General features: G+C 39.3%; 11 protein-coding genes. All 11 read right to left on the bottom strand.

Annotation, left to right across the window (positions count from 1 at the left end; genetic code table 11):
* Positions 1-829 (bottom strand): inverse autotransporter beta domain-containing protein (locus CRYPD_RS06895; protein WP_171004386.1); only part of this gene is annotated, 829 nt, incomplete at its 3' end.
* Positions 830-1113: 284 nt separating this feature from the next.
* The gene (locus tag CRYPD_RS06890) at positions 1114-1383 is read right to left on the bottom strand and encodes a thioredoxin family protein (protein ID WP_244610274.1); all 270 of its coding nucleotides are present in this window, start codon (positions 1381-1383) and stop codon (positions 1114-1116) included.
* 45 nt (positions 1384-1428) lie between these two features.
* Positions 1429-1785 carry an HIT family protein gene (locus tag CRYPD_RS06885; RefSeq protein WP_138146852.1) on the bottom strand — a complete coding sequence of 119 codons (357 nt, stop codon included), beginning with the start codon at positions 1783-1785 and terminating at the stop codon, positions 1429-1431.
* Positions 1782-2795 (bottom strand): tRNA preQ1(34) S-adenosylmethionine ribosyltransferase-isomerase QueA, encoded by a 1014-nt coding sequence (queA, locus tag CRYPD_RS06880; protein ID WP_138146851.1) that lies wholly within the window; start codon positions 2793-2795, stop codon positions 1782-1784. Before queA ends, CRYPD_RS06885 begins: the two co-directional genes overlap by 4 nt.
* The gene (gene rsxG, locus CRYPD_RS06875; protein WP_138146850.1) at positions 2786-3397 is read right to left on the bottom strand and encodes an electron transport complex subunit RsxG; all 612 of its coding nucleotides are present in this window, start codon (positions 3395-3397) and stop codon (positions 2786-2788) included. Before rsxG ends, queA begins: the two co-directional genes overlap by 10 nt.
* Positions 3394-4338, bottom strand: a complete 945-nt coding sequence (locus CRYPD_RS06870; protein WP_138146849.1) for an RnfABCDGE type electron transport complex subunit D — start codon at positions 4336-4338, stop codon at positions 3394-3396. The genes rsxG and CRYPD_RS06870 overlap by 4 nt, the downstream gene beginning before the upstream one ends.
* Complete coding sequence (rsxC, locus tag CRYPD_RS06865; protein ID WP_138146848.1) at positions 4322-5836, bottom strand: electron transport complex subunit RsxC; 1515 nt, start codon at positions 5834-5836, stop codon at positions 4322-4324. Before rsxC ends, CRYPD_RS06870 begins: the two co-directional genes overlap by 17 nt.
* On the bottom strand, positions 5829-6362 hold the full coding sequence (gene rsxB / locus CRYPD_RS06860; RefSeq protein ID WP_138146847.1) for an electron transport complex subunit RsxB: 534 nt from the start codon (positions 6360-6362) through the stop codon (positions 5829-5831). The genes rsxC and rsxB overlap by 8 nt, the downstream gene beginning before the upstream one ends.
* A complete protein-coding gene (gene rsxA / locus CRYPD_RS06855; protein WP_138146846.1) occupies positions 6363-6938 on the bottom strand; it encodes an electron transport complex subunit RsxA in 576 nt (191 codons plus the stop codon).
* Between the two features lie 48 nt (positions 6939-6986).
* Positions 6987-7721 carry a TSUP family transporter gene (locus tag CRYPD_RS06850; RefSeq protein ID WP_138146845.1) on the bottom strand — a complete coding sequence of 245 codons (735 nt, stop codon included), beginning with the start codon at positions 7719-7721 and terminating at the stop codon, positions 6987-6989.
* 14 nt (positions 7722-7735) lie between these two features.
* Positions 7736-8014: a hypothetical protein gene (locus CRYPD_RS06845; RefSeq protein ID WP_138146844.1), complete on the bottom strand. Its 279-nt coding sequence runs from the start codon at positions 8012-8014 to the stop codon at positions 7736-7738.
* Between the last annotated feature and the right edge of the window lie 39 nt (positions 8015-8053).

Genomic DNA, 8053 nt, shown 5'->3' with positions numbered 1-8053 from the left:
GACCTGATAACTTAATATCGTGTCCTGCTAGTGGATTTTCGGTGTACTTGCCAATGACGGTTTTATCGGTTAATGAGTAGTATTTATTAATATTGACTGTAAAGTTGGCTCTTTGGTATTCTAAACCCAGTGAAGCACGCTTGTGCCTAGATCTGGTTTCATAGTCAGTAAATAGATTAATGCCTGCAATAGATTGACCGCCTTCTAATAAATAACGCTGTCCAATACCTAAATTAATAGTGTCACGGCGCTTTCCATGATTCTCACCTGAGTTTAGTTGTGCTTGTATGAATGTAAGCTGGGTAGAGTCATCTGTTAGCTCAGTTAAAGGCTGAATGGTTTTAATGCTATAGGTTGGGTTTTTGGATTCTAGTTGGTGAATGGAGACTTCGGTTTTACCGTTGCCAAATTTGTTTAAAGACTTATTGACTTTGTCGTTAATCATACCTTCGGTTTTTCTGATGGCTTTGTTTTCTAAGCTATTGGTAATTTTGTTGCTTAGTTGATTGGTATTGTCTGAATCTGTAGAGCCTAGAGCATTACGCACAGTGCCACCGACTTCTTTTAATAGTGTGGTGGCTTGATTGTCTTTTCTGTAATGGCTTTGGGGTTGATTTTCGTTGTATTCGGTATTAAGGTCTAGGTAGGCTTGTTTATTAAACTGATTAACATCGCCAGCAGAGGTAACATTAAGGGATAGGGTTAAAGCGCTAAAGGCTAAGAAGTGCTTGAGTTTGTTTAGTACACTAAAGTGTTCTTTCGAAATATGGGTAATTAGGTTGATGGTATTGTTGTAAGTTGTACAGATATTTCTTATTAGTGCTTTCATTTTAATTCATCCTTAATCTTAATAAAAATTTTTTGTATTTTATAGTAATTGTTTGAGGCCTTTGCATAAATATAGATAATTAGCAGAATTTAATTTTTGTCAAATTGGTATTTTTTTTAAACTCTGCCCTAGCAAGGCTAAGGCTGGGTTTAAAAAAATTATCAAGTTGGTAAAAAGTGGATTTTTGGTGATTATTCATAATTTATGCAAAGGTCTCATTGTAAAAGTTGTCATTAAGATGAGAAATTATGAATTATGTAAAGGTCTCTATAATTTATAAGTATTTAGCGCTTCATTTTCATAAAAACCTGTTCAATTTTTTGCCCTAAAGCCAGCAAACTAAAACCTTGGATTTCTTCAATAAACTTTTGCCCCATAAAAAACACTTGCACCACGGGCAGGGAAAATACGCCGTGTTGGGCGCAGACTGCTTGTAACTGTTCGCAGTCAATATACACCATAACCAAATCTGGGAATTTGTCTGAAAATTTTGTCTCAATCTGTGGTTTGATGGTTTGGCATACGCCGCAATTTGTACTACCGAATAATATCAATACTGCTTCTTTTTCTATCTAGTTGCGTTTGGCTGTGAATGTTAATCATAGTTGATTTTTTAGTTGGCTAAAAAATACTTCAAAACTGGGGAGGTTTAATTGAGATTGTCTTTGTTTTTTGCCCCACATGGGTTCAGGAAAATAGCTGTCGGCTTCAAAGCGTGCCATGATATGCCAGTGAACTTGTGGCAATAAGTTTCCAAAAGAGGCGATATTAATCTTATCTGCATTGAAATAACTTAACATTAACTTTTCAGTAATGTCAATAATTCTAAAAATTTCACACTTTTCCTCTGCTGTGCATTCGCTAAATTCTTTGATTTTTCGTTTGGTAAAAACTTTAATCCAAGGGATTTCTCTGGACTCAACCTCCAGTGTGATTAACGCATTTTCATAAATCATATACGATCCAGTAGCATAGCATCACCATAAGAAAAAAACCGATAGCGCTCTTTGATGGCGTGTTGGTAAATTTCCATCATTCGTTCACGACCGATAAAGGCACTCACTAACATTAATAGCGAGGATTTTGGTAGGTGGAAGTTGGTAATTAAACCATCAACAATTTGAAATTGATAGCTGGGGTAGATAAAAATATCGGTTTCACTCTGTTGGGCGATAAGTTTGCCATTTTTAATACTGGACTCTAAAACACGCACAGTAGTTGTGCCAATGGCAATAATACGCCCACCATTGGCTTTGGTTTGGTTGATTTTATCAATCGTCGTTTGAGAGATGTCATAACATTCGCTGTGCATAATGTGGTCTGTGATATTGTCAGTTTTAACTGGCTGAAAAGTGCCAGCACCCACATGCAGAGTAACAAATGCCGAATTAATGCCTTGGTTTTGTAAAGAAGTCAGCAATTCATTGTCAAAATGTAGCCCCGCTGTGGGGGCGGCAACAGCGCCATCGCGCTGCGCGTAAACAGTCTGATAGCGGTCTAAATCTTGCTCATCGTCTGCCCTTTCAATATACGGTGGCAAGGGAATATGCCCAATATCTTCCAACAAAGCAAGCAATGAATTGGTGGCGAACTCAAGCGTATAAAATCCATCTTTTTTGTTTAAAATAGTCGCTGTTTCACCGTTTTCAAGTGTGATTTTGCTGTCAATTTGTGGTGCTCTGGAGGCACGAATCATCGCCAATACTTGGCTTTCATCTAGCAAACGCTCAATCATTATTTCCACCTTTCCACCGCTGTCTTTATGGCCAAACAAGCGTGCTGGAATGACCTTGGTATTGTTCATTACCAATAAATCACCTGATTGAAGGAAATCGGCTATATTATTAAATTTTGTATCTATAATTCTCGATTGTGCGACTAAAAGCCGTGAATCTGTTCTATTTTTTGGTGGTAATTGTGCAATCAGTGGCTTAGGCAAGTCAAAATCAAAGTCCTTTAATTGCATGGTTTTTCGTTAAATAGGCAAGGCTTACTGAATAACTCTAAAACTTGATAAGTGGCAGTAACAATAGCGCGTGGTGTGACGGTAGCACCTGTAAAGGCATCAAATATACCGCCGTCTTGCTTGACTTTCCAATTCTGCTTAGTTGGATTTGAGAGTGAAAGTCCTAAGAATTGTTTAATCCAATCTGATTTTTGGGTTTCGATTTTATCGCCCAAACCCGGTGTTTCTTTATGTGCAATCACCCGAACACCCAGCAGTTTTTTGTCAACACCAACGCCTGTTAACAGGCGAATACTGCCACTATATCCATTGGGGTAAGTGTGTTCAATTAGGTAAGCAAAAGTCTGATTGTTGTTCTTAGCAGGGTAGATAGTTAAAGTTTGCTCAATACCATGTAGCATGGTTTTTTTAAAGAATTTATCCTGCAAAATATTGTTATCATAACTCGTAACCAGCTCACCAAGACGCTGAATCAATAACTGCCGTTCATTGTATTTAATGCGTTCTTGGGTGGAGTCTTGCACCATGGAAACAAAAAATATACTAATGGCAGTAAAGGTAAAAAGCAAAATACCTGCTTTGAATATTGGCTGTAACTTCATTTTCCAAATACCTTAGGCTGTGTGTAATAATCAATCAACGGTACGGTAATATTCATCAGCAGGACGGCAAAGGCGATGCCGTCTGGATAATTACCAAAGGTGCGAATAATGACAATAAGCATACCCAGCAGAAAACCATAAATCAATCGCCCTTTTGGCGTGGTGCTAGCGGTAACTGGGTCAGTGGCAATAAAAAATGCCCCTAACATTGTGCCGCCGAGCATAAGATGATTTTGAGCAGGTAAATAATGTTCGCTATCACCAAATGACAATAAAAAAGCAGTGATAACAATGCCTGAGAGAAAGGCGGCAGGAATTTGCCAAAAAATAACTCGGCGTGCAAGTAAATACAGGCCACCCAGCAAAAATCCCATATTAACCCACGCCTGTGCAGTTGAATGTAGTGTTAATTCACTGATTACCCCGCCTAAAGACAGTTGAGTTTTAACCTCGTCTAATCGTGTTGCACCGCTCAGTGCATCAGCGGGGCTAAGATTAAAAACCACATCCAATGCTTGAGCAAAGCTAATAAAATCACCTGCCCAAGTGGTCATTTGCAATGGATAAGAAATCAGCAAAAAAGCATAGCCTAACATGGCTGGATTAAAGGGATTATTACCTAAACCGCCATACAATTGCTTGCCAAAAATAATAGCAAAACTCACACCAACTACTGCCACCCACCACGGCGCAATACTGGGTATTGAGATGGCTAACAAAACAGCTGTTAAAACAGCCGAACCATCTCCAATTGCTGATGTAATCGGCATTTTTCTTATTTTTAAAAACACCGACTCTACTGTAATTGCCGTTATCACCGCTAAGACAATTTGTAAAACAATACCCCAGCCAAAGAAAATGTAAGCCGCACCAATACCTAGTGCTAACGCATAAATCGCTTGACGCATCATTTGTGAAGTTGAATCAAATTTTGTTGCCATTCTTCTCCTGTTTAACTCTTGCCATTGCTTGTGCTATTTTACTTTTTTGTGTCTTATCGTTTGCCATTTTTTGTTTGAGCTCTTCTTTCTTTCTCGCCATCATTTTAGTGCGTTCTGTTTTGTTACGCTCTAGTCGATATTCTCTAAACTCAAACCGTTCTCTAGCAATATCCACTTTTTGCTGTCCTTGTGTTTTTTGTCGATGCAACGCCTTGGCAAAAGAAAAATATTGCGTTAATGGGATATGGCTAGGGCAAACCACATCACAACAGCGACATTCAATACAACTGTCTAAATTATAGTCCATTGCCTTATCTGTATTCTCGCTCTTAGCATACCAATAAAGTTGCTGCGGCAATAAGCCTACTGGACATACTTGATTACACTGTCCACAGCGGATGCACTCTTGAATATTGACTTTGGCTTTGGTATGATTGATAAAAATACAGTTACTGACCTTGCAAATAGGCACCTCTAGCGTTTTTACATCAATCCCCATCATTATACCACCCATACGATTATTGTGTGGATGACTATCAGGTCGTGCTAATGCCACGATATGTGCAAATGATGCGCCTAAACGCACCTCAAAATTATTCGGCTGAGCAACGCCATCTCCTGTTACTGTTACAATTCTGGAAATGAGTGGTTTACCCTTAATTACAGCGTCAGAAATTGCCTTAGTGGTTGCTATATTTTGGCAAATAATACCCTCATCAACAGCGAACTTATTTGCAGGAATTTCAACATCAAGCAGGGATCTGATGAGTAACTTTTCTGCGCCAGAGGTATATTTAGTTGGAATTTGAACGATATTAATTTTATCATTATGAGTTAATGTCAATAATGATTGATAGGCTTTTTGCTTGTCGTCTTCAATGGCAATAATTGCCTGATTTGCACCACTAATATACAGCAAAATCTCCACACCACGAATAACTTCACATGCATAATGTCGCATCAAAGCATCATCGCACATAATGCCTGGTTCGCATTCAGTGGCGTTAATAATTAAAGTGTGACAAGGTTTGATTGTATTGAATTTAGCATGCGTAGGAAAACCTGCGCCACCCAAACCAACAATGCCAGATTGTTGTATATAATCAACCAAAGTCTGAGGTAATTCGTGCAAAAAATCAGCATAACCTTTGTGCTCAACCCACTCATCCTTGCCATCAGATTTAATAGTAATACATTTGGATTTAAGCCTCGATTGATGCGGAATGGTTTGTGCGTCAATTGCCACCACTGTGCCAGAAATTGACGCATGAATCGACACACAAAATGCATCTTGAGCCTGCGCAATAACCTGCCCTGTTAGCACTTTATCGCCCACTTTAACACACGGAATTACCTCATCGCCCATGCGTTGTTGCAAAGGTAACACCACCTTATCAGGCAACGGCGCTTGGATAATCTCAACATTATCTACAGGGCATGGATTAGCAATCACAATGCCACCTAACTGAGACGCCGGGCTTCTCAATTTTTTAAACATGTGTTACCTTTGGAATGTAGGTTCTCGGCGTTGGTTGGATTTCTTTAATATGAATACAATCCACTGGACATACTGGAATACACAAATCACAGCCCGTGCATTCATCCTCGATAACACTCGTCATTACCTTAGAAGCACCGACAAATGCATCCACTGGGCAGGCTTGAATACACAAAGTGCAGCCAATACACACAGCCTCATCTACAATCACTACATGCTCAATTTTGGTCTCTCCATGCTCTTCATTGAGTGGTAATGTTTCAACGCCGAGCAATTCTGCCAACGCATCAGCGCCCTCTTGCCCGCCGGGAGGGCATTGGTTAATCTGCGCCTCGCCATTGGCAATTGCTTGTGCATAAGGGCGACAACCAGGGAAATCACACTGCCCACACTGCGTTTGTGGCAAGATGGCATCAATTTGATCCACCAAAGGATTGCCCGTAACCTTAAATTTAATCGCCGCATAGCCCAAAATCAAACCTAAGACCAAGGCTAATGAAGAAAAAATAACAATAGAATCAAACATTTATGCTAATCCAATAAAGCCCATAAACGCCATCGACATCAGTCCAGCGGTGATGAGCGCAATCGGCACGCCTTGAAAAACCATCGGCACATCTGCCCCATCAATACGCTCACGAATAGTTGAAAACAACACCAACACAAAGGAAAAACCAACTGCTGCTCCAAAACCATACACAGCCGATGCCAAAAACCCATTATCTTGATTAACATTTAAAAGTGCCACGCCAAGCACCGCACAATTCGTGGTAATCAGTGGCAAAAACACGCCCAAAGACTGATGTAAAACAGGGGAGGTTTTGTTCACCACTAACTCTGTAAAACCTACTACGCTCGCAATAGTTACAATAAAAGCAATGGTGCGCAGATATTCCAGCTCAAAGGGAATTAGGATATAAGTATTAATTAAATAACTGGAAACACTTGCCAAAGTCAGCACAAAAGTCGTGGCAAAACCCATCCCAATTGCGCTATCGAGATTTTTAGAAACCCCCATAAAGGGACACAACCCCAAAAACTTTACCAGCACAAAGTTATTGACCAAAATAGTGCTAACCAAAATTAAGACATATTCATTCAATACCATCTCCCAATGCTAATAATTGATTAATTAAATTCATAAACGCCATTATACAATAACCTTCAAAAGCCCAAATACGCTTACCAATAGTAATGCGCTACCAACCCAACGCCTAAATAAATCATCATTTTCTATGATTTTTTGATGTAATTTCAGCCCAATTATATGCCCAATCGCCGCCACAGGAACCAAACTCAATGACAGCTGCCAATCAATCTCTACCTCCATTGCCACAAAAGTCAGCATCTTAATACTTACCAAAGTAAACCACAGCACAAACAACGAATTACGCAAATATTCTTTTGCTACATAGCGCATAAACACTGCCACTATTAGTGGCGCACCCGTGAGCGAAGTACCTGCCACATAGCCACCAAAAATCAATAATAATTTATCTACCCAAGGGCGATGCGAGGTGATTTTTTGGTTAAAAATCCAAATAATCGCGTAAAAAATCGTAATCGAATACACAAACACAACCATCACCGTATCAGGCAATGCAATCAACCCAAACACGCCCACCAAAGTCGGCGGGATAATCCATATAAATGTAGATTTAAGATAAGCCCAATCCACCTTTTTAATTGACTTTAATAAAATCAATGATGAAAAAAACAACAAATGAAGCCCAATCACAGGTAGCCAATAAACAGGCGACGCGCCCACCAGTAACATCAACGGTAAGCCTAACGCTGCCCCGCCAAATCCAAGCCCCGTGCGCACAAACCCCGCCCACATGAAAATCAAGCTCACTAAAATCAACTCAGTTGTTGAAAAATCCATTATTTATTACGCCTTTATAAAGAAACTTTCATTCTTTTAACGAACGAGGTTAATATTGAGTAAAAATAGAATTTTATCTTGAATTTACTTAATAGAAAAAAGAAAAATACATTGTTTTTACACATTCCACAAGATAACACTTCCTTATAGAGACCTTTGCATAAATAGGGATGATTAGCAAAATTCAATTTTTGCCAGATTGGTGATTTTATTAAACCTTGTCCTAGCAGGGCTAAGGCTGGGTTTAAAAAATCGCCAAGCGGGTGAAAAGTGGATTTTTGATGATTATTCATATTTATGCAAAGGTCTCTTATAGAATAATCTATGTTAAT

Origin of the sequence: Bathymodiolus heckerae thiotrophic gill symbiont (genome assembly GCF_900180345.1) — a bacterium.
Classification (GTDB): domain Bacteria; phylum Pseudomonadota; class Gammaproteobacteria; order PS1; family Pseudothioglobaceae; genus Thiodubiliella.
The sequence above is the reverse complement of the archived record's forward strand: the minus strand, read 5'-3'. Positions and strand labels throughout refer to the sequence as shown.

What these genes read in the sequence shown, in the direction of transcription:
- CRYPD_RS06850 (WP_138146845.1), bottom strand. Translation starts at nt 7,721, where the DNA reads ATGGATTTTTCAACAACTGAGTTGATTTTAGTGAGCTTGATTTTCATG.
- CRYPD_RS06870 (WP_138146849.1), bottom strand. Translation starts at nt 4,338, where the DNA reads ATGGCAACAAAATTTGATTCAACTTCACAAATGATGCGTCAAGCGATT.
- rsxC (WP_138146848.1), bottom strand. Translation starts at nt 5,836, where the DNA reads ATGTTTAAAAAATTGAGAAGCCCGGCGTCTCAGTTAGGTGGCATTGTG.
- CRYPD_RS06885 (WP_138146852.1), bottom strand. Translation starts at nt 1,785, where the DNA reads ATGATTTATGAAAATGCGTTAATCACACTGGAGGTTGAGTCCAGAGAA.
- queA (WP_138146851.1), bottom strand. Translation starts at nt 2,795, where the DNA reads ATGCAATTAAAGGACTTTGATTTTGACTTGCCTAAGCCACTGATTGCA.
- CRYPD_RS06845 (WP_138146844.1), bottom strand. Translation starts at nt 8,014, where the DNA reads ATGAATAATCATCAAAAATCCACTTTTCACCCGCTTGGCGATTTTTTA.
- rsxG (WP_138146850.1), bottom strand. Translation starts at nt 3,397, where the DNA reads ATGAAGTTACAGCCAATATTCAAAGCAGGTATTTTGCTTTTTACCTTT.
- rsxB (WP_138146847.1), bottom strand. Translation starts at nt 6,362, where the DNA reads ATGTTTGATTCTATTGTTATTTTTTCTTCATTAGCCTTGGTCTTAGGT.